Raw genomic sequence first — 18,979 nt, forward strand, 5'->3', positions numbered from 1 at the left:
GTCTGCTATCTGAAATGTTCGGTCATGGCATTTATCTTCCATAAAGCACGGTGCTGTTGATAAAATCAACACCATTAAAGCTAATATGAATGATAAATATTTCATTATGCGAAGATAGTAAAACCTTTCCCTTTGTAAACATTATCCTGTAGATATAAACCTTTTTTCTTTATCTAAATCGCCATACCCTGCCAATTAATTCCGCTGATTTCCAGTTTCCCATAACGCTTCGATTTTCATAAGACTTTTGTTGCGAAAGCCCGCAAGGTGTGGGAATTAGTAACAAATTAATTCAGTTAAATCATGGAAAAACGAAGCAAAAAAGTGTCGCTGACAGGCGTTGCGTTACTGTCAGCATTCGGTGTGTTCGCACAGGGCGACGGCTCGGCAGGCATCCAAGAAGCCACGCAGATGGTAACGAGTTACTTCGACCCTGCAACTCAACTCATCTATGCGATTGGGGCGGTGGTTGGGCTAATCGGAGGTGTAAAGGTGTACAACAAATTTAGTAGCGGTGACCCCGATACAAGCAAGACGGCTGCGTCGTGGTTCGGGGCTTGTATCTTCTTAATCGTAGCGGCGACCATTCTCCGCTCATTCTTCCTTTAAACTGGCGTATTATGAGCAATTACAATATCAATAAAGGCATTGGGAGAACGGTCGAGTTCAAAGGACTGAAAGCACAGTACCTGTTCATTTTCGCCGGAGGCTTGCTCGGTGTGCTTGTCCTCGTCATGATTATGTACATGGCAGGTGTAAACTCTTACATCTGTCTGTTCATCGGAGCAGGCGGTGCATCGCTCATCGTGTGGCAGACATTCGCATTGAACGGCAAATACGGCGAACATGGCTTGATGAAAGTCGGGGCAAAGAAAAGACATCCGAAATACATCATCTGTCGCAGAGCTGTACACCGCTATTTGAAGTTCAACACTAAATCCAATACCCTATGAGAAATACTGCAAAAGTCACAACGTTGGAAAGCAAGTTTCCATTACTGGCGGTGGAACACAACTGCATCATTTCAAAGGATGCAGACATCACGGCTTGCTTTCGGGTACACCTGCCGGAACTGTTCACTGTGGCATCGGCGGAGTACGATGCCATACACTCGGCATGGCACAAGGCTATCAAGACCCTGCCGGACTATACCATTGTCCACAAACAGGATTGGTACATCAAGGAAAGTTATGCGCCGGATATTGCACAGAACGACCAGAGTTTTCTTGCAAAGTCCTATCAACAGCATTTCAACGAACGTCCTTTTTTAAACCATTACTGCTACCTGTTCCTCACCAAGACAACCAAAGAGCGGATGCGGATGCAGAGCAACTTTAGTTCGCTTTGCAGAGGTGTCCTCATCCCGAAAGAAATTCGGGATAAAGAAACCGTCCGCCGTTTCATGGAGACGGTTGCACAGTTTGAGCGGATTATCAATGATAGCGGTTTTGTGAAACTGGAACGCTTGACCGAGGATGACATCATCGGCACAAGCGACACACAGGGTCTGCTCGAACAGTACCTTACCCTGTCGAGGGAAGCCGGAACGCCCATGCAGGATATAGCTTTGGGCAGTGAAGATGTGCGTATCGGCAACAAAAGGCTGTGCCTGCACACCCTGTCCGATACGGACGATTTGCCGGGCACGGTATCGGCAAATACAAGGTATGAAAAGCTGTCCACGGACAGGAGCGATTGCCTGTTGTCCTTTGCCTCTCCCGTGGGCTTGCTCCTTAGCTGTAACCATATCTATAACCAGTACCTGTTTTTGGATAACAGCGATGAGAACCTGCGCAAGTTTGAAAAGTCAGCCCGTAATATGCACTCACTGGCAAGGTATAGCCGTGCCAATCAGATTAACAAAGAGTGGATTGAAAGGTATCTGAACGAAGCGCACAGCTTCGGGCTATCCTCCATCCGTGCGCACTTCAATGTGATGGCGTGGTCGGATAATCCAAGCGAACTCAAACAGCTAAAGAACGACACGGGCAGTGCGCTCGCTTTGATGGAATGCAGACCGAGGCATAACACGGTGGATGTTGCCACGCTGTATTGGGCAGGCATGCCTGGCAATGCAGGCGATTTTCCGGCAGAGGAAAGTTTCTATACGTTCATCGAACCTGCATTATGTTTCTTCACCGAGGAAACCAACTACCAAAGTTCGCCATCGCCTTTCGGTATAAAAATGGCGGACAGGCTCACGGGCAAACCCATCCACTTGGACATTTCCGACCTGCCCATGAAAAAAGGCATTATCACGAACCGCAACAAATTTATTTTGGGGCCATCGGGTTCGGGCAAGTCTTTTTTCACCAATCACATGGTGCGCCAATACTACGAACAGGGCGCACACGTCCTGCTCGTGGACACAGGTAATTCCTATCAAGGACTGTGCGAGTTGATTAAGGGAAAGACCAAAGGTGAAGATGGTGTGTATTTTACCTACACAGAGGACAACCCGATTGCATTCAACCCGTTTTATACGGATGACGGCGTATTCGACATTGAGAAAAGGGAAAGTATCAAAACGCTCATCCTTACACTTTGGAAGCGTGACGATGAACCGCCGACCCGTTCAGAGGAAGTGGCGTTATCCAATGCCGTGAGCGGTTACATCGACCGTATCAAGCAAAGCGGTGAATATCCCTCTTTCAATGGATTTTATGAGTATGTAAAAGGTGATTACAAAAAAGTACTGAAAGAAAAACAGGTAAGGGAAAAAGACTTTGACGTTGCAGGTTTCCTCAACGTATTAGAGCCTTACTATCGTGGTGGCGAGTACGATTACCTGCTCAATTCAGACAAGCAACTTGACCTGCTTTCCAAACGCTTTATCGTGTTTGAAATTGATGCGATTAAAGACCACAAAATCCTCTTTCCCATAGTGACCATTATCATTATGGAGGTCTTCATCAACAAGATGCGCAGGCTCAAAGGTGTGCGTAAACTGATACTCATTGAGGAAGCATGGAAAGCCATTGCCAAAGAGGGAATGGCAGAGTACATCAAGTACCTTTTTAAGACCGTTCGCAAATTTTTTGGTGAGGCTATCGTGGTCACGCAGGAAGTGGATGACATCATCCAGTCACCCGTGGTCAAGGAAAGTATCATCAACAATTCCGACTGTAAAATCCTCTTAGACCAACGCAAGTACATGAATAAGTTTGACGACATCCAAGCGATGCTCGGACTGACGGAAAAGGAAAAATCCCAAATCCTTTCCATCAACATGAACAACGACCCGTCAAGGCTTTACAAAGAGGTGTGGATTGGGCTTGGCGGTACGCATTCCGCCGTGTATGCCACAGAGGTATCGCTCGAAGAATACTTAGCGTACACCACGGAGGAAACGGAAAAAATGGAGGTCATGCAACTGGCATCCGAACTGGACGGCAATGTAGAACAAGCCATTAAGCGTATCGCCCTCCAAAGACGTGAAAAATCAAATAGTTATTAATCATTTAAAAAAATCAGAACAATGAAGAAAGTAATGTTACTGGTGTCTACGGCATTTATGCTTGCCGTTGCACCGTCCGCTAAGGCACAATGGGTAGTTACCGACCCTGCAAACCTTGCATCGGGTATCATCAACAGTGCGAATGAAATCATACAGACCTCATCCACCGTGTCCAACGTGGTTAAGAATTTCAATGAGGTAAAAAAGGTGTATGAGCAAGGCAAGGAATATTACGACAAACTGAAAGCCGTGAGCAACTTGGTGAAAGATGCCCGAAAAGTACAACAAACGGTGTTGCTTGTGGGGGATGTGTCCGAAATGTATGTAAACAATTTCGGCAAGATGATGAACGACCCGAATTTCAGCCCACAGGAACTGACGGCAATCGCCAACGGTTATTCCACGCTCTTGAACGAGAGTACCGAACTGCTCAAAGAACTGAAACAGATTGTTACCTCAACCTCGCTATCCCTCAATGACAAGGAACGTATGGACATTATTGATAAGGTGTATAAAGAGGTCAAGGATTACCATAGCCTTGTCCGCTATTACACCAACAAGAATATCTCCGTGAGCATTTTGAGGGCTAAGAAACAGAACAACACCCAAAGGGTGCTTGAACTGTACGGTACTGCTGAACAAAAATACTGGTAAACTATGGAATGGAACAATCTTCACGAACTCCTGCGCTCGCTGTACGATGAGATGCTCCCACTGTCCGCCGATATGGCGACAGTGGCAAAGGGCATCGCCGGATTGGGCGCACTGTTCTACGTAGCACTGAAAGTGTGGCAGGCTTTGAGCCGTGCTGAACCGATAGACGTGTTTCCGCTCCTGCGACCTTTCGCCATCGGGTTTTGCATTATGTTCTTCCCGACCATCGTATTGGGAACTATCAATGCAGTAATGTCACCTGTGGTAAAAGGCACACATGCCATGCTCGAAAATCAGGTGCTTGACCTCAACCAATTGCAACAGCAAAAAGATCAGTTGGAACGGCAAGCCATGCTCCGCAATCCCGAAACCGCTTACCTCGTAAGCGATGAGGAATTTGATAAGAAACTGGACGAATTGGGATGGTCGCCGTCCGATTTGGCTACCATGTCGGGAATGTACCTTGACCGACAAGCCTATAAGATAGAAAAAGCCATAAAGGAATGGTTTCGCAACCTTTTGGAGATACTTTTCCAAGCATCGGCACTGGTCATAGATACCATACGGACGTTCTTTCTTATCGTGCTGTCCATACTCGGGCCGATAGCCTTTGCGATAAGTGTGTGGGATGGTTTCCAGTCCACACTTACGCAATGGCTGACCCGATATATCAGCGTGTACCTATGGTTGCCCATATCCGATATGTTCAGCTCCATACTTGCGAAAATACAATCGCTTATACTGGAACGGGATATTGAAATGCTTGCCGACCCTACATATATCCCCGACACATCCAACACGGTGTATATCATCTTCATGCTGATTGGGATTGTGGGCTACTTCACCATCCCAACGGTGGCAGGTTGGGTTATCCAAGCCGGAGGCGCAGGGAACTTCATGCGCAACGTCAATCAGACGGCATCGAAAACCGGAAACATCGCCGGAGCGGGAACGGGGGCAGTTGCAGGTAACATCGGTGGCAGGTTAATGAACAAATAATAAAAATCAGAAACAATGGAATTTAAGACACTAAGAAACATAGAAAACAGCTTTAGGCAAATACGTCTGTATGCCATTGTATTTGCCGTACTCTGCATCGCAGTGGTAGGATATGCGGTATGGCAGTCCTACCAGTTTGCGGAGGCGCAACGCCAAAAAGTATATGTACTGGACAACGGTAAATCCTTGATGCTGGCACTGTCACAGGATGCAAGCATCAACAGACCTGTTGAGGCAAGGGAACACGTAAGGCGTTTCCATGAACTGTTCTTTACGCTCGCACCGGATAAGAACGCCATCGAAAGCAACATGAAAAGAGCTTTTAATCTTGCTGACAAATCGGCGTTCGATTATTACAAAGACCTTTCGGAAAAAGGGTACTACAACCGTATCATTTCGGGGAATGTGCAACAGCGTATCGAAGTGGACAGCGTGGTCTGCAACTTCGATACCTATCCGTATGCGGTAAGAACGTATGCCAAACAATTTATCATCCGGTCAAGCAACGTCACAAGGCGAAGCCTTGTGACCTCTTGCTATCTCGTGAACTCCGTCCGCTCGGACAACAACCCACAGGGTTTCAATATCGAAAAGTTTGCCGTGTTGGAAAACAGAGACGTAGAAGTTATAGACCGCTAAAATCAAGATTATGGAAGCAATATCAGATTTGAACACGTTTGCCAAAATCCTTACCGCAAAAGGATATGACGGCTATTTCCATACGCAGGGAGCGTATGCCGGAAAGTTGAAAGACAGTATAAGTGAATACCTCGAAAACTGCCGAAATGGTACGGAGGGCGCACCAAAGTCACAGTTATTATTGACGGGCTTTCTACAATGGGCAGGCGAAGACAAGCCGTATGTAGAATGCTGTATGTGGGTGAAGTACCTAAACGGCAAATTCTTCCTCAATAAAATGGAAGTTGCAAGAAAAGACCAATTCGGGCAATTACTGAAACAATCGGAATTGACCGACCTGTCCGTGGTTACCGTTCCCAAAGCAAGGGAGGCAATCGCTATGGTGAGCGATGCACCGGAGCAAAAGACGGTTGACAGGCGGAAGCGGTTCAGCCTTTAAAACGGATTAAGGCATGAAAAATCTAAGAACAACAATCAGTAATTGGCTTGACAAGCTCGATGGACAGTGGCGGACGATGCCTGTTAAAAAACAGCATCGCTATACGCTACTGCTCTTTTTGGGCTATGCGCTATTGTCCTTTGTCGTGCTGTTAAAAGTGTGCTACGATGTAGCACAGTCCGATAATACCATGACCATTGAGCATATCGAAAACCCAATTAACAGGCAAAACAAATCCTCGGTTTCTCCGCAGGACAGTATTAACAAAATCTTAAAACGTAAAAACAATGAAAGAGAACAATAATGACAAAATCCGTTTTCTGTTCGGAAAAAAGGAAACGGAAAACGAAATGGATGCGACCCAAGAAGGGGCGCAGAACAAAGCCGACAAGCTAAAAAAGCCTATCATTTTTGCTCTTATGGGCGTGGTGTTCTTCGGCTGTATGTATTTAATCTTCAAACCATATTCCGATAAGCAAAAGGTTGAGGATATTGGTCTGAACGATGTCGTACCGCAGGCGAGCGATGCCGGGCTTCAATCCGATAAGCAAAAGGCTTATGAACAGGAAATGCTCGAACAGAAAATGGAGGAAAAGCGTAATGCGCTCCTGTCACTGTCCGACTATTGGAGCGAGGACAGTACCGCCGATCCGGAAGCGGAGCTACCGGATGAGGATTACGAAGACGGCTACGCTTACGGCGGTGGTACACGTAGGAACAGCAACCCTGCCCTGAACAGTTACCGCAATGCACAAAGTACGCTGACCTCGTTCTACGACAACAGCGATTACGAAATGCAGGAACTCCGCAGGCAGGTTGAGGAACTGAAAGAACAACTGGCAGAAAAGGACGTACCGCCCGTAACGACCGTGGATGACCAGTTGGCTTTGATGGAAAAGTCATACGAAATGGCATCCCGTTACCTGCCCTCAACTCCAACACAGACAGGTAATGCGGACACAACAGCTTCGGCAAAGAGTGCCTCGCAAAAGGAACATTTTGTGGCATTCACCCCTGTAAGGAAAAATACGGTTTCCGCATTGTATCGTGAACCGACCGACAGTGCTTTTTTGGCAAACTGGAACGAAACCCGAAACCGTGGCTTTTATACGGCAGATGTTTCGGAACAGGTCATACAGCCGAAAAACAGTATCAAGGCGGTAGTACAGAAAACGCAGGTCGTGATGGGCGAAAGCGGTGTACGGTTGCGCCTGTTGGAAACAGCGCAAACTCCCGTCCGTTCCATTCCGGCAGGAACGGTACTGACGGCAAATGCCAAGTTTCAAGGTGGCAGGTTGCAGTTAAAGGTAACGTCCATCGAATATGAGGGCAACATTATTCCCGTCGATATAACCGTGTATGATGTGGACGGACAGCAAGGGCTATATGTACCATATTCTCCCGAAATGAACGCCCTTAGCGAGATAGCTTCCAACATGAGCCAAACCTCCGGTACTTCTATCATGATGACACGCTCGGCAGGGCAACAGATGGCAGGCGACCTTTCCCGTGGTGTGGTGCAGGGCGTATCGGGTTACTTCTCCAAGAAAGTAAGGACACCGAAAGTAACGGTCAAAGCCGGTCATCAGATTTTCCTCGTTTCAAAAAATTAATGTTTAACTAAAATCAAAAAGAAAATGAAAGCAATATTTAAAAGCCTCATGGCAATGGTCTGTTTGATAGCCTTTATTACAGGTGCAAATGCACAGCAAGTGGCATCCAGTACAACAAAATTGAGCATGGGTAAGGTCGAGCCTTACGAAATGCAGGTGACGTACAGCAAGACCTCGCACCTCATATTCCCGTCCGCTATCCGCTACGTGGATTTGGGCAGTGAATACCTTATCGCAGGCAAAGCCGAAGATGCGGAAAACGTACTGCGTATTAAGGCAAGCGTAAGGGATTTTGACGAGGAAACCAATTTTTCGGTCATCACGGACGATGGTCGGTTTTACAATTTCAATGTCTTTTACAGTGCTTATCCCTCAACGCTGAATTATGATTTGCTGACGATGCAAAAGGCATCGGACAGGGAAAACGGCAACGATGTGCTGTTTGAGGAATTGGGAGGCAATTCGCCGTCACTGGCAGGGTTGCTCATGGAAACGATTTACAAAAAGAATAAACGGATTGTAAAGCATATCGGGTCGAAAAGCTACGGCATACAATTCCTGCTGAAAGGTATTTATGTTCACAACGGAAAATTCTATTTCCATACGGAACTGCGTAACAAAAGCAATGTACCGTTCAACATTGACTTTGTGAATTTCAAGGTAGTGGACAAAAAAGTCGCCAAGCGTACCGTGGTGCAGGAAAAGGCAATGAACCCGTTGCGGATGTATAAAACGCTCGGTGAAATTACGGGTAACAGCACCGACCAAAACGTGTTCCTGCTTGACCAGTTTACCATCACGGATGACAAGGTACTCGTGATTGAAATCTTTGAAAAGAACGGTGGCAGGCAACAGGTGTTGCAGGTGGAAAACTCCGACCTCGTACACGCCAAACTGATAAGCGATATGCACCTAAAGATTAATTAACCCAAAAGGAAAGAACAATGATAAGATACATTTTTGCCGTGGTGCTTGCCATGCTAAGTATGACGGCAGTACAGGCACAGCGTATGCTCCCCAAACAAAAGGGATTGGAGATAAACGCAGGTATGTTGTCCAAAGATATAAGCGACAATTACTATCTGAATTTGACATTGACCGTGAACGGAAAGAACGGCAGTTACTGGATATGGGGTGCGGAATATGCCTATCAGCTTTCCGGTTACAGGGATGTACAGATACCGCTCGAAACCTATACGGGCGAGGTGGGTTACAGTCTTCAGCTATTGGGCGATGCAAGAAAGACCATCACGCTGAATGCAGGGCTAACAGCCGTTGCAGGTTATGAAACGATTAACCGGAGCGAAGCCATGCTACCGGACGGCTCGACCATCCTCGACAGAGACAATTTTGTTTACGGCACAGGCGGACGGCTCACGCTCGAAACGTACCTGTCCGACCGCTTTGTGTTGCTCCTGCAAGGACGTACCAAAGTGCTTTGGGGTACGGATTTAAAACAGTTCCGTCCATCGGCAGGGATTGGACTAAGGTTTAACTTTTAAATTGATTTACGATGAAAATATCAATCAGAAAATACCGCCTACATTTACAGGCGATGTTCATGCTCTTGGCAATGTTGGTCTGCGCCGTGGTGCTGACCTCCTGCGAAAAAGACGAAATCGACATACAACAAAATTACCCTTTTGAGGTACAGGTAATGCCTGTACCCAAAGAGGTGACGAACGGGCAGACCGTTGAAATACGGATTACCATTGAACGGTCGGCCAATTTCAGCGATGCGAAATACTTTATCCGCTATTTCCAGTTTGACGGACAGGGAGCATTGCGGTATTACAGCGAACCGCCGTATATGCCCAATGACCTGTACCTCTTGCCACAGACACAATTTAGGTTGTATTACACCTCGCAATCCACCGTATCACAGGCGTTTGATATTTGGATTTCGGACAATTTCGGAAACGAAAAGCAAGTCAGTTTCCAGTTTAACAGCCGTGATTAAAGACAGAAAAATCCTGCCCGATGTGGCGGGATTTTTTAGTAGACTTAAAATGTAGTGTACTTTGCTCTTAAAGGACACGATTATAATATTGTGTATAATAAATCGCTTCGTTATCTTTGCTAATAGAAAATATTAAAATACTTAAAGTGTTTTTGCTTTAAGTCTCGATACTGAAAACTGGTAATTTTTAAGACAACGAGACAATAAGTAGGAATACTCACGCCATAGGCGTGGGTGCTCGCTTATTCGTTGTCAGGCATACCAGTGCCCCAGTATCGGTAAGTGTAGTTGCCTGCGCTTTTTTTATTGCAGGTCGCTACTTTTAAAACAGATATTATGAATACTGGAAAAGACAACAAAAACAATGTCTATGTAGCGGTCATAGATGACAATCCAAAGCTTCGGGATATGTCTGTAAAGCAACTTGAAAATTCGGGATATACGGTATTGTTCCAATCGGGTTACGGGCAGGATGCCCTACAAAAAATAAAAGAGGGTGGCAAGTTGCCGGATGTCTGTCTCATAGAGGAAGACTTTGCTACTGCTAAACTTTTTCTCGAAAAGTACCCCGATTTAAAAGTTCTAATTTCCAGTACGGACGATAACGAGGAAAGTGTAACGAGTATGCTAAAGGCAGGTGTTTCGGGCTATATACTGAAATTCGCTGACCCCGATGGAATGCTAACCGCCGTTAAAGCATTGAGTGAAAATAAAAAATATTTCAGCATGGGGATTAGGGGGGTAGCAATGGAATACTTTAAAAGTCAATCATAAACGTAGGTTTCTTTGCTACTTTCTTTTTCGTCTCAACTCACGAAAGAAAGTAGTCTGTTTCAAGCACAGCTCTTTTGAAAAATGCAATGGAGGAAACTGCGGGATGCGAGCATTTGACCAAGGGGGTGTTCCACTTTTCGCAAAAAAGACTGTTCCGACCTGGGGAGGATCTGTCTTTTTTGCCCGAACAGATTTTAATAAAAATGGGAACGGCGCACCGTTCCCTAAAATTCACGAATTACAAAATACATGACCACCATCGCTCCAATAATCACCACAAAACAGGTCACGGGCAAAAGCTTCATAATCGAAGTACCTTTTTGCAAATTCGGGTAAGTCCATTTGCTCAACCTGTTCATAGGCAAAATCTTCCTCGTCCTTGTATTCGCCTATATAGTCATCGTCAAAGTCGCTTATTAGGTCGCTTATATCCCCCTCGGATAGCTTACGGTGTCCGTTGTCGCACCATATTAGGAATGCTTCTTTTCGGGTTTCGTCCATATCTTCCAAAGCCTCCAAAACTTCAAATATGTTATCACTTATCCAACACTCACCGATTAAGCCCTTAGGTATGTTTTCGTAGTCTTGAAACATAAATTCGGGGTCTTCCTCGTTATCGTGTAGCTTCTTGCAAGCGGTGTAAAATTCCTCGCTGTTCGCATAATCGGAAAGGTCAAGCCATTTCCCGAAGATTGAACCGTCATTGTATTTTCTGTATGTGCCGACATATACCCTTGCTTCCGATGTGTTTATTTGTTGTATCATTTCTTTACCGTTTTAAATTGTTTTTGATTTATTCGGCAATGAGAGGTGGTGCTGTTGTTTTGTTTCAATACCATTTCCAATGCTTTTAATTCTCATGTCTGACATTTTTTTTATTCGTGTAAAGAGCCGGAGTATGCTGTGTTTCGTTTCGGGAGCAGTTTAGGTTAGTGTTTAGGAGGCACAAGGTTTTGGAAAACAAATACTACCCAACGGGTGGAGATTTTTTTTCAAACTTGCATGACCTTTTGCCTCCGTTAAGAACACGTCCAACCTTTGCTCCATGAAACGTGAACAACAGGCATACTCGCTTTTTACATTAAAACCAATTGTGGAAGTAAGGAGGATAGTGTGTGGAAAATGGTTCAGAAAGAATTTAATATCTGTTAGTACGGCTACAGGTGATTGAAGTTTGGAGTGGAACAGCCCAACCTGTGGAACGACATCTTCAATTTCCTATTCCCAATCATAGCCCTAAGCTCTTTTGCGGTCAGTAGTGAAGCGAATGCCGTAAATGTGCTTTGGCTATTGTAATGCCACGCGCCAATCTAAGCCAAGTAATCCAGTAAGAAGACATATTCTAATGCTCGTTCCATCAACTCGATAAGTTTGTTTATGCGGATTAATCTGCACGGTTAGCAGGCAAAAATGAGTTGAGATGGAGAAAGAAAAAACGAACGATTTAACTCCCGAAAGAGTTGTGCAAATCTTGAAAAAGAAAGGAACAGAGGTCGATTTAGAGGAAGCAAAAACCATCTTGGAGTTTGTCAAGAAGATAGCTGACATTGCAGTTAACCAATATCTAAGAGGAAAACTTTAATCTAATGAACAAAGAAAACTGTTGTGATGAGAAAGGCAGATTTATACATACGTGTATCGACAGACGAGCAAGCGGACAAGGGATATTCGCAACGTGACCAAGAAGACCGATTAAGAAAATATTGTGAGATAAAAGGCATTCCGGTAAGGGATGTTTACATAGAAGACCATTCGGCAAAATCTTTCAAACGTCCGGAATGGCAGAAATACTTATCCAACCTACGCAAAACAAAGAACAATAAAGCGGGGTCGATAATACTATTTACCAAATGGGATAGGTTTAGTAGAAACGCAGGGGATGCCTACCAAATGATTAACCAGTTACGTACACATGGCGTTGAACCTGTGGCAATCGAACAGCCCTTAGACCTTACCATTCCCGAAAATAAAATCATGCTTGCGTTCTATCTTGCTTCACCCGAAGTGGAAAACGACAGGCGTGCGTTAAATGTTTTTCACGGAATGCGCAGGGCGAAAAAAGAAGGGCGGTATATGGGAACAGCGCCTTTGGGGTATGTCAATAAGATAACAGAGGGCAAAAAGAAATTCATTGCACCCCATGAATTTGAAGCACCGCTTTTAAAGTGGGCGTTTGAACAAATCGTTTCCAATAACTTCAATACGGAACAGATATGGAAAATGGTTCGGGAGAAAGCCGATGGAAAAGGTCGGTTCAGCAAAAATAACTTTTGGGTAGCCGTCCGAAACCCCTTGTACTGTGGCAAAATATTCATTCCTCCCTACAAAGAGGAAAAGGGATATTTTGTCAAAGGACAACACGAGCCATTAATCAGCGAAAAGACGTTTGCCGATGTCCAGGATATTCTCGATGGGAGAAAAAGGGAAGTAAAGCCTAAAGTTGTAGCTATGGAGAACCTACCGCTTCGAGGCTTTCTCAAATGCCCTAAATGCACACGTATGCTGACTGGAAGTGCTTCAAAAGGAAAGATGGGCAACTACTATAACTATTATCATTGTACTTCCTCATGCGGTGTACGGTTTAGGGCAGAACCTGCAAATGAAGCTTTTCTTAAACAGTTACAGTATATGTCGCCAAAAGAAGGTATGGTCGATGTCTTTATTGAAGCTTTTATAAAAGACTTCAATAACAAAACCAAAGCCCAAAACACGGAAAGGACAAATATCATAAGCGAGATTGATGCGTTGAACAAACGCTATCAAAACGCACTTTTAAAGAATGCCGATGGAGAAATGGCAGATGACGATTTCCAAGAAGTAAAGAGATTGACCAAAGGCAAGATTGAAGTTTTCGAAAGAAGATTAAACGACTTGGCGGTTGTGGGAACAGAGATTAAAGACTTAGTGGCTTCCACCTTAAAAAAGGTCGCAAACATTGATAGACGCTATGAAAACGGCGATATTGAAGAAAAAAGGCTTATAGTGAGTTCGATGTTCCCCGAATTTTTGGAATTTGACGGAACACGACATCGAACTCCAAGGCTAAATTCTGCAATTGCTCTTATTTATCAGAATAACAGCAAGTTACAAGGCAAAAAAAATGGGACAAGTCTATCTTTTCTAGACTTGTCCCAAGAAGTGATCCCGCTGGGATTCGAACCCAGGACCCATACATTAAAAGTGTATTGCTCTACCAGCTGAGCTACGGAATCCTTTCTGTTTTTGAAAGTGATGCAAAGGTATGGAAATAAATTTCTTATACCAATTTTTTTTACCCTTTTTTTTGAAATAATGATAACTGTTTAAAAACTAAAGAATTAATTTTTATTTATTATTTCACTTCGAGAATTGACTAAAGGGCTGATGGCCGTGAAAGCTTATTTTATATATAAAAATACCTGTTCTAGGGGTAGAATAATCAAAAAAAAGCCAGTGGTCAGCTGGCTTTATATGATTAGATACATGTTAAGGGATGTTATTCGGTTACAACACCCATTTTACTAAACTTATCGATTCTTTCAGAAACTAATGTATCGCTATCTTTAGCCGTCAATTCGGCAAGATCTTTTAACAACTGATTTTTTAGGTTAACAGCAGCTGCGGCTGGGTCTTGGTGAGCACCACCAAGAGGTTCGGGAATAATGCCGTCGATCAGTCCATTGCCAAGCATATCTGTTGATGTCAATTTTAAAGCCTCAGCAGCTTTTTCTTTGTGATCCCAGCTTCTCCAGAGGATAGAAGAGCAAGATTCCGGGGAAATAACCGAATACCACGTATGTTCCATCATGTAGACTCTGTTTCCAACACCAATGCCCAAAGCTCCACCTGAAGCTCCTTCGCCAATAACAACGCATATAATTGGCACTTTCAATACAGCCATTTCCATCAGGTTACGTGCGATCGCTTCTCCTTGTCCGCGTTCTTCAGCTTCCAATCCTGGATAGGCTCCCATTGTATCAATTAATGTGATAACGGGTTTATTGAACTTTTCAGCCATTTTCATCAAACGCAATGCCTTTCGGTAGCCTTCCGGATTGGCCATTCCAAAATTGTGGTATTGACGCTCTTTTGTATTCTTGCCTTTTTGATGACCAATGATCATAACCGCATTACCATCTATAGAGGCCATCCCACCGACAATCGCTTTATCGTCTTTAACAGTCCTGTCGCCGTGCAATTCGATGAATTCATCACAGATCGCTTCTATGTAATCATAAGTCTGCGGGCGATCAGGGTGGCGTGACATCTGTACATTTTGCCATCCGGTTAAATTGCCGTATATTTCTTTCTCTGTCGAAGCAAGCTTTTCCTCCAGTTCACGAACGGTTGCGCTCATGTCAACTTGAGTCTTTTCGGCAACTTGAGTTACCTTCTCAATTTGCAATTGCAAGTCCGCAATTGGCTTTTCAAAATCAAACGTGGTTTTCATATATCTATTTTATGAAAATATTCAGAGGGCTAATTTAGCGCATTTTTTCTGAAATTAAAATTAGGGAGGATAATATCTTTGGAATTCCTTTGTTACATTTGCGTTATAAACGTAGTGGTGGCTTAGTTTTTGATTGTAGCCCTGTGAAAAATGTTGACTTATGCTGAAAAAATATTTTTACTTTATTTTGTTATTGATCTTGCCTTCTTTGGCCAGATCCGAAAGTTATCCTGAAGTTTTATTTGACAATAGCGTTATCAACGGGAGCTACGCTAAAAGTATTGCACATTATACAGGTGAGTCATGGATACAGAATGTAAGTTATAGCTTACCTGTCTCGGACAGCTTGTTTTTTACGCCGGGCAATTCACTTTCACTGCGGTACGTTTCTTCTCCCAATGGGAAATGGGAAGCAAGTATTTTAAACGACAAGCAGAAATTTCCTTACTTAATTACTAAAGACGATCATCTGACGTTCAAACTATTTATTCAAAGCAATACTGAGAAGGGACAACTCCCTAAAGTTACGTTGCAACAAAATGATACACGGACAAATGCTGTGGATATTGCCAGCTATATCGATGGGTTTGATTATGATACCTGGCTTAACGTATCTATTCCGGTGTCTAAATTTGCTGGAATTTCAATCGGCAAATCTGTATCGGCCTTAATCCTTGAACAAAATGGAAGTTCTTTGCAGACCAATCAATTATTTATAGATCAAATAGAATTTTTGCCCAAGAACTTTCCGAAAGTAAAACTATCATCAGCTGCCATTTTGTCCAAAATAAGTTCGGTAGATAAGCAAGTTGAGCTGGTATGGCAATTGCCTCTGACACCAAGTATTCGCTACGTGAAAATTTATCGCTCAGAAGACAAGCTTAATTATCAGCCAATAGCAATTTTGCCCATCTATGTACAGAAATCGCTGGATCGGGTGGACGAATACAACAAACCATATTATTACAAAATAGCATGGGTAGACTATAATTATGTTGAATCGCCTTTCTCTGAAGTTAGAGAGGTACAGACAAAAAAGGGAACGGATGCGGAGATGTTAAATTTTATCCGGAATGCCCATGTCAATTATTTTATAGACAACTATGATGTAAACAGTGGTATGTTTCTGTCTGATCGAGGAAATCGGCAAGCAATTGTATCCACCAATGAAACGGGCTATGCCATACTGGGATTGCTTGTTGCAGGAGAGAATAACTTAATATCGAGGCAGGCTCTATTGGGCAGGTTGACGCGGATTGTCAAATTTCTGAGTGGTGCTCAACAACACCAAGGTGTTTTTACAGCGCTTTACGATGGTCGGTCAGGGGTGCCTTACTATCGCGATTCAATTCCAAATTATGACTTACGCGGGACTTCTCATATCATGGAGTCGCTCTTAATCGCTCGACAATATTTTGCTAAAGATAATCCTGAGGAGCAGACCTTAAGAACTAATATTACAAAACTTTGGGAGCGTATAAATTGGGGCTACTTTACTGATGCAAAGAATGCCGATGTACTATGGGATAAGTGGTCTCCAGTGGATAGTACTGCTCGATCCAGGCCGATGGGTGGATTTAATGAGAGTTTGGGTACCTACTTGCTTGCAATGTCTTCACCTACTCATCCCTTACCGATTTCAGCTTATACCAATGGATTTGCAACCAAACATAAAGGGAATGAACTGTATTTTGGGGATGAGTCAAGTGATTTGGCCCCAGAGCTTAAAATGAAGTTAGATGACTCATTAGCACACTCGATAAGCACCAATCCATTAATTAGTGATCTAGGAAATACGGCAGCTTCGATCTATTCCGATGATAAGGTTATTTTTGCCAAGAATATTGCTGGCGGGAGTTTAAATGAATCATTAATGGCTGTTTATCGCCCTTTCTTGATTATGGATCCAAAAGGTAAAGTAGATGATTTTGTAGATTATAAAAAATATTTGTCAGACTATATCCTCGCTTATAAACGCAGAGACAATGAAATGAGCATAGGAACGCGATTTACAGATATTTGGGGGGTAGAAAAAGTTGAAGATTCATATCAAGGTTATTTGGTGAATCCAGCGATATCAATTGCAGCTTACCCATTTGAAAAAGAGATTGGTCTAAAAGCATTGCGTAAATTTTATGAAGAATATGCCGATGTGTTATTTACACAGTATGGCTTCAGAAGCTGGATTGATATTAAAAACAACGATGTTTCTGAAAGCTACCGTGCAAGAAATCAGGCTACAATCGCGGTGATGATTGAGAACGCAAATTCAGGTATGATCTGGAAATTGTATGAGAATATCCCTGAGGTCAAAAAGACCTTGGAAAAAGTATATGCCAAGAAATAGATTTGTTACTTTAGATTTGGAAGAAACGGGTAGTCTTATTGACTTTTTTCGCTATATTTACTTGCTTAAATGGATATTAAATACGTAAGAAACGACATGCTTAGAAAAATCAATTTGGGAATTTTAACCTTATGCGCAAGTTTATCGTTATTTTCTTGTAAACAACAAGCTATTGTAGTCAATCCAGGTGCAGTTATAACAAAAGATGGCACTGATGACGGTTTGAAAAATGTGAAAAAAGATTTTAATGATGCAAAAAGAACGGATGAAGGAATTAAATTTAGTATATCTTCCGATCTATTATTCCCAACAAACTCTTCTTATTTATCTGAAAAGGCAAAAACTGAAGTAAGCAAGTTGGCTTTGATTTTGAAAGAAAGCAATAATAAAATCAAAGTTGACGGATATACGGATGCCACAGGCACTGTGGAGTATAATCAGTGGCTTTCTGATAAAAGAGCTGCGTCAGTAAAGAAATTCTTGGTAGATTCAGGTGTTGCGGAGTCTCGTATCACGGCAAAAGGCTTCGGCCAGTCAAATCCAGTTGGAGATAACAAAACTCCTGATGGACGTCAAAAAAATAGAAGGGTAGAAGTTACTATTTTGGATAAAAAATATTAGTTCGAGCCTGTTCATTGTATTGAAAGCGGAATATCCTATATATTCCGCTTTTTTATGCCTATACATTTTATATATTCCTAGATCATTTCCATGAACGAAATGTGTTAAGCAATAGGGATCGGAATACTTTTTTTTGGGATCAATTTCTAGTTATACTAGAAATCTCTTGGAAGCATTGCATTTATAACAAGAAAAGCCCATCGTTAGATGAGCTTTCTTGTACCTAGGGCGGGAATCGAACCCGCACTCCCTTAACGGGAACAGGATTTTAAGTCCTGCGTGTCTACCAGTTCCACCACCTAGGCAGGTGAGCGAAAAACGAGATTCGAACTCGCGACCCCAACCTTGGCAAGGTTGTGCTCTACCAGCTGAGCTATTTTCGCATTGGAATTTTATTTCAATTTTAAAGGATCATTGCGTTCCTTTTTGGTGATGCAAATATAGAGCGAAAAATCAATATTGCAAAATATTTATTTACTTTCTTGTAGTGTTTTTTATAACTCCTTTGAATTCAGTATAGAAAAAATTAAATCACTTTCAAAACCACGAGATAATGCAAATTGATAAAGTTTATTTTTTACAGTATAAAAATCTTTGCTACCTATTTCACGCCGTTTCTTATCGATTAGGTCACTTAATATTTGCTCATATTCATCTAGGTCGATCTGTCTAAATGCAATTTTTATTAATGGTTCGGATACTCTTTTTAATTTCAGCGCCTGTTTGATCTTTATTTTACCCCAACCTTTCATACGGAGTTTTCCGTTGCAATATGCAATGGCGAATCGTTCCTCGTTGAGGAAGTTTTCAGCAATTAAATCGGCAAGCACATTCTCAACTTCTTCTTCGCTCAGTCCCCAACTATAGAGTTTATCGCGAACTTCCTGTTGGGCACGTTCCTGATACGCACAATAGCTCTCAGCTTTTAACTGAGCCTGGCGCTGTGTCAATATCTTTTTGTTTCTCTTCTCTTTATCAAACATAATGTCAAAATTTCAAAAATAATATGAAATAACTAAAAAAATGTTCAGTTTTGACACAATTAAA

At 42.9% G+C, this 18,979-nt stretch carries 19 protein-coding genes, 3 tRNA genes and 1 pseudogene; 17 read left to right on the forward strand and 6 right to left on the reverse strand.

The window, feature by feature from the left end; translation table 11 throughout:
• Positions 1-303 precede the first annotated feature (303 nt).
• The 13 genes from B3139_RS20995 (at position 304) to B3139_RS21055 (ending at position 10,535) form a co-directional block, all read left to right on the forward strand.
• The gene (locus tag B3139_RS20995) at positions 304-609 is read left to right on the forward strand and encodes a DUF4134 domain-containing protein (RefSeq protein ID WP_099372170.1); all 306 of its coding nucleotides are present in this window, start codon (positions 304-306) and stop codon (positions 607-609) included.
• Between the two features lie 11 nt (positions 610-620).
• Complete coding sequence (locus B3139_RS21000) at positions 621-953, forward strand: DUF4133 domain-containing protein (protein ID WP_099372171.1); 333 nt, start codon at positions 621-623, stop codon at positions 951-953.
• A complete protein-coding gene (locus B3139_RS21005) occupies positions 950-3,457 on the forward strand; it encodes a TraG family conjugative transposon ATPase (protein WP_293885567.1) in 2,508 nt (835 codons plus the stop codon). The genes B3139_RS21000 and B3139_RS21005 overlap by 4 nt, the downstream gene beginning before the upstream one ends.
• Positions 3,458-3,478: 21 nt before the next feature.
• Positions 3,479-4,111: a DUF4141 domain-containing protein gene (locus tag B3139_RS21010; protein WP_293885569.1), complete on the forward strand. Its 633-nt coding sequence runs from the start codon at positions 3,479-3,481 to the stop codon at positions 4,109-4,111.
• A 3-nt stretch (positions 4,112-4,114) separates the two neighbouring features.
• Complete coding sequence (gene traJ / locus B3139_RS21015) at positions 4,115-5,110, forward strand: conjugative transposon protein TraJ (protein ID WP_293885571.1); 996 nt, start codon at positions 4,115-4,117, stop codon at positions 5,108-5,110.
• Between the two features lie 15 nt (positions 5,111-5,125).
• Entirely contained in the window at positions 5,126-5,749 is a 624-nt protein-coding gene (gene traK / locus B3139_RS21020; RefSeq protein WP_099372175.1) for a conjugative transposon protein TraK, read from the forward strand.
• Between the two features lie 10 nt (positions 5,750-5,759).
• Positions 5,760-6,188: a hypothetical protein gene (locus B3139_RS21025; protein ID WP_099372176.1), complete on the forward strand. Its 429-nt coding sequence runs from the start codon at positions 5,760-5,762 to the stop codon at positions 6,186-6,188.
• A 13-nt stretch (positions 6,189-6,201) separates the two neighbouring features.
• Complete coding sequence (locus tag B3139_RS21030; RefSeq protein WP_099372177.1) at positions 6,202-6,492, forward strand: nitrogen regulatory IIA protein; 291 nt, start codon at positions 6,202-6,204, stop codon at positions 6,490-6,492.
• Positions 6,476-7,801, forward strand: a complete 1,326-nt coding sequence (gene traM / locus B3139_RS21035; protein ID WP_099372178.1) for a conjugative transposon protein TraM — start codon at positions 6,476-6,478, stop codon at positions 7,799-7,801. Before B3139_RS21030 ends, traM begins: the two co-directional genes overlap by 17 nt.
• Positions 7,802-7,825: 24 nt before the next feature.
• Positions 7,826-8,728, forward strand: coding sequence for a conjugative transposon protein TraN (gene traN, locus B3139_RS21040; protein ID WP_099372179.1), 903 nt, complete (start codon positions 7,826-7,828; stop codon positions 8,726-8,728).
• A gap of 17 nt (positions 8,729-8,745) precedes the next feature.
• A complete protein-coding gene (locus B3139_RS21045) occupies positions 8,746-9,303 on the forward strand; it encodes a conjugal transfer protein TraO (protein WP_293885579.1) in 558 nt (185 codons plus the stop codon).
• 53 nt (positions 9,304-9,356) lie between these two features.
• Positions 9,357-9,761 carry a DUF3872 domain-containing protein gene (locus B3139_RS21050; protein WP_373604707.1) on the forward strand — a complete coding sequence of 135 codons (405 nt, stop codon included), beginning with the start codon at positions 9,357-9,359 and terminating at the stop codon, positions 9,759-9,761.
• A 336-nt stretch (positions 9,762-10,097) separates the two neighbouring features.
• A complete protein-coding gene (locus B3139_RS21055; protein ID WP_293885582.1) occupies positions 10,098-10,535 on the forward strand; it encodes a response regulator in 438 nt (145 codons plus the stop codon).
• A 231-nt stretch (positions 10,536-10,766) separates the two neighbouring features.
• On the opposite strand, the gene B3139_RS21060 is transcribed toward B3139_RS21055, so the two are convergent.
• Positions 10,767-11,300, reverse strand: coding sequence for an antirestriction protein ArdA (locus B3139_RS21060; protein WP_099372183.1), 534 nt, complete (start codon positions 11,298-11,300; stop codon positions 10,767-10,769).
• 655 nt (positions 11,301-11,955) lie between these two features.
• Here B3139_RS21060 and B3139_RS21065 point away from each other — a divergent pair.
• Together B3139_RS21065 and B3139_RS21070 are read left to right on the forward strand one after the other, a co-directional pair.
• Entirely contained in the window at positions 11,956-12,117 is a 162-nt protein-coding gene (locus tag B3139_RS21065) for a hypothetical protein (RefSeq protein WP_165438746.1), read from the forward strand.
• Between the two features lie 26 nt (positions 12,118-12,143).
• A pseudogene (locus tag B3139_RS21070) lies at positions 12,144-12,941 on the forward strand (recombinase family protein); the annotation flags it as partial.
• Between the two features lie 733 nt (positions 12,942-13,674).
• Here the strand turns inward: B3139_RS21070 and B3139_RS21075 are convergent.
• A tRNA-Lys gene (locus B3139_RS21075) sits at positions 13,675-13,747 on the reverse strand.
• A 263-nt stretch (positions 13,748-14,010) separates the two neighbouring features.
• Positions 14,011-14,964: an acetyl-CoA carboxylase carboxyltransferase subunit alpha gene (locus B3139_RS21080; protein ID WP_209578836.1), complete on the reverse strand. Its 954-nt coding sequence runs from the start codon at positions 14,962-14,964 to the stop codon at positions 14,011-14,013.
• Between the two features lie 160 nt (positions 14,965-15,124).
• Between B3139_RS21080 and B3139_RS21085 the strand changes: the two genes are divergently transcribed.
• Together B3139_RS21085 and B3139_RS21090 are read left to right on the forward strand one after the other, a co-directional pair.
• The gene (locus B3139_RS21085; protein WP_293885587.1) at positions 15,125-17,311 is read left to right on the forward strand and encodes a glucoamylase family protein; all 2,187 of its coding nucleotides are present in this window, start codon (positions 15,125-15,127) and stop codon (positions 17,309-17,311) included.
• A gap of 96 nt (positions 17,312-17,407) precedes the next feature.
• The gene (locus B3139_RS21090; RefSeq protein WP_293885589.1) at positions 17,408-17,932 is read left to right on the forward strand and encodes an OmpA family protein; all 525 of its coding nucleotides are present in this window, start codon (positions 17,408-17,410) and stop codon (positions 17,930-17,932) included.
• Positions 17,933-18,152: 220 nt separating this feature from the next.
• Here B3139_RS21090 and B3139_RS21095 read toward each other — a convergent pair.
• From B3139_RS21095 to B3139_RS21105, 3 genes are all read right to left on the reverse strand, one after another.
• Positions 18,153-18,237: transfer RNA gene (locus B3139_RS21095), tRNA-Leu, on the reverse strand.
• Between the two features lie 5 nt (positions 18,238-18,242).
• Positions 18,243-18,315 (reverse strand) — tRNA-Gly (locus B3139_RS21100).
• Positions 18,316-18,426: 111 nt separating this feature from the next.
• Positions 18,427-18,915 (reverse strand): regulatory protein RecX, encoded by a 489-nt coding sequence (locus tag B3139_RS21105; protein ID WP_293885591.1) that lies wholly within the window; start codon positions 18,913-18,915, stop codon positions 18,427-18,429.
• Between the last annotated feature and the right edge of the window lie 64 nt (positions 18,916-18,979).

It is taken from the genome of Sphingobacterium sp. UBA1498 (assembly GCF_002325125.1).
Classification (GTDB): Bacteria; Bacteroidota; Bacteroidia; order Sphingobacteriales; family Sphingobacteriaceae; genus Sphingobacterium.

Bases quoted from the DNA above. Each gene is read 5' to 3' on its own strand.
- B3139_RS21080 (WP_209578836.1), bottom strand. From the start codon at position 14,964: ATGAAAACCACGTTTGATTTTGAAAAGCCAATTGCGGACTTGCAATTG.
- B3139_RS21105 (WP_293885591.1), bottom strand. From the start codon at position 18,915: ATGTTTGATAAAGAGAAGAGAAACAAAAAGATATTGACACAGCGCCAG.
- B3139_RS21060 (WP_099372183.1), bottom strand. From the start codon at position 11,300: ATGATACAACAAATAAACACATCGGAAGCAAGGGTATATGTCGGCACA.
- traM (WP_099372178.1), top strand. From the start codon at position 6,476: ATGAAAGAGAACAATAATGACAAAATCCGTTTTCTGTTCGGAAAAAAG.
- traN (WP_099372179.1), top strand. From the start codon at position 7,826: ATGAAAGCAATATTTAAAAGCCTCATGGCAATGGTCTGTTTGATAGCC.
- B3139_RS21065 (WP_165438746.1), top strand. From the start codon at position 11,956: ATGGAGAAAGAAAAAACGAACGATTTAACTCCCGAAAGAGTTGTGCAA.
- B3139_RS21000 (WP_099372171.1), top strand. From the start codon at position 621: ATGAGCAATTACAATATCAATAAAGGCATTGGGAGAACGGTCGAGTTC.
- B3139_RS21085 (WP_293885587.1), top strand. From the start codon at position 15,125: ATGCTGAAAAAATATTTTTACTTTATTTTGTTATTGATCTTGCCTTCT.
- B3139_RS21030 (WP_099372177.1), top strand. From the start codon at position 6,202: ATGAAAAATCTAAGAACAACAATCAGTAATTGGCTTGACAAGCTCGAT.
- B3139_RS21090 (WP_293885589.1), top strand. From the start codon at position 17,408: ATGCTTAGAAAAATCAATTTGGGAATTTTAACCTTATGCGCAAGTTTA.
- traK (WP_099372175.1), top strand. From the start codon at position 5,126: ATGGAATTTAAGACACTAAGAAACATAGAAAACAGCTTTAGGCAAATA.
- B3139_RS21055 (WP_293885582.1), top strand. From the start codon at position 10,098: ATGAATACTGGAAAAGACAACAAAAACAATGTCTATGTAGCGGTCATA.
- B3139_RS21005 (WP_293885567.1), top strand. From the start codon at position 950: ATGAGAAATACTGCAAAAGTCACAACGTTGGAAAGCAAGTTTCCATTA.
- traJ (WP_293885571.1), top strand. From the start codon at position 4,115: ATGGAATGGAACAATCTTCACGAACTCCTGCGCTCGCTGTACGATGAG.
- B3139_RS21050 (WP_373604707.1), top strand. From the start codon at position 9,357: ATGTTCATGCTCTTGGCAATGTTGGTCTGCGCCGTGGTGCTGACCTCC.
- B3139_RS21010 (WP_293885569.1), top strand. From the start codon at position 3,479: ATGAAGAAAGTAATGTTACTGGTGTCTACGGCATTTATGCTTGCCGTT.
- B3139_RS21045 (WP_293885579.1), top strand. From the start codon at position 8,746: ATGATAAGATACATTTTTGCCGTGGTGCTTGCCATGCTAAGTATGACG.
- B3139_RS20995 (WP_099372170.1), top strand. From the start codon at position 304: ATGGAAAAACGAAGCAAAAAAGTGTCGCTGACAGGCGTTGCGTTACTG.
- B3139_RS21025 (WP_099372176.1), top strand. From the start codon at position 5,760: ATGGAAGCAATATCAGATTTGAACACGTTTGCCAAAATCCTTACCGCA.